The organism is Bacillus cereus group sp. BfR-BA-01382 (assembly GCF_022663475.1).
GTDB lineage: Bacteria > Bacillota > Bacilli > Bacillales > Bacillaceae_G > Bacillus_A > Bacillus_A thuringiensis_S.
The window spans coordinates 1-1337 of the sequence record NZ_JAKUFQ010000237.1; the positions used below are offsets into that span (position 1 = coordinate 1).

A 1337-nucleotide genomic window follows, 5' to 3' on the forward strand; every position below is an offset into this window, starting at 1 on the left:
TCTTCGTTTGTTCCTTTGTCTTCATTTGTACCTTTATCTTCGTTTGTTCCTTTGTCTTCATTTGTACCTTTATCTTCGTTTGTTCCTTTGTCTTCATTTGTTCCTTTATCTTCGTTTGTTCCTTTGTCTTCATTTGTACCTTTATCTTCGTTTGTTCCTTTGTCTTCTTCTTTATTACCTTCTACTTCAACTTTTACAACAGATTGAATTGTAGTGTTTAAAGCATTATCTCTTACAGAAACTGTAATTGTTCCATTTCCATTATCCTTAATAGAAACACCGTCGGAACCTTTTAGACCTGTAACTAATTTTTCATTAGCGATGTTCTCCACTCTAAATCCTTTTTCAATTTTAATTGAGTCTACGAAATTAATCATGCGAACATACACTTTTCGTTCCGCAGTCGCACCTTCGCTATCAGTTACAGTAAGTGTTACTGTTTGTACACCTGAAGCCTGAGGGTCAAATCCACTTACTTTAATTGATTTGCTTAAATCTCCATCTTCTCGATCACTTGCCGTTACTTTCGCTGATGCAATAATATCTTTAACCTCACCTTGTTTTGCAAATACATAGTCATTTTCAACGCTAATACTTGGTTCTTCATTTACATGAGCTTTTGTTACTTTTACTGCTTTTGAGATTGAATTTTCACCGTCTGTTACTTTTACAGTTACCATACCACTCACTTCATCAACATTTGTGATAATTGCACGAGCTGTGTTAGATAGACCTTCAACAAATCGAGTAGCATCAATGTAATTAATATTTTCGTTTTGTTCAATTTGTAGAACACCTTTAAATCGAACAACGTTCATAATAACATTTTCAGAAACCGATAGATTAGTATTGTCAGTAACTTTTAAATTAAGTGAACGTTCACCTAATACCGATGTATCTGTATTACCAGTAACTTTAATATTAAGAACACCAGTTTCTTCATCATAACCTTTTGCACCTAACGCATTTAAGACATTAACACCTTGACCTTGTTCTACAAGCACTCTATGTTTGTCTAACGTAATGACAGGCATTGTATTTACAGAAACAGGAATATCATGTGTGATAGTATTTCCGAATCCATCTTTTACTTCAATTTTTACATATTCAGTGTCATTAGCTTCAAATGAATATAACACTTTCGCTGTTACACCATTCCCTAAACCACTTACAACAAATTTCTCAATAGGTTGACGTTTCGGGTCTTGACCTTGCACACGATAGAAGTGGTCTACGAACTTCACATCTTTAACAGTGTGTTGTTGTGGTGCTTGTGCTACCTTCGGCTGAGGTGCAACTACATTTTTTTGTGGAGCAATTGATTTTACTTCTTGCTT

At 34.6% G+C, this 1337-nt stretch carries 1 pseudogene; it reads right to left on the minus strand.

The window, feature by feature from the left end:
* Window positions 1-1337 (minus strand): annotated as a pseudogene (locus MR160_RS33645) (LPXTG cell wall anchor domain-containing protein); the annotation flags it as partial.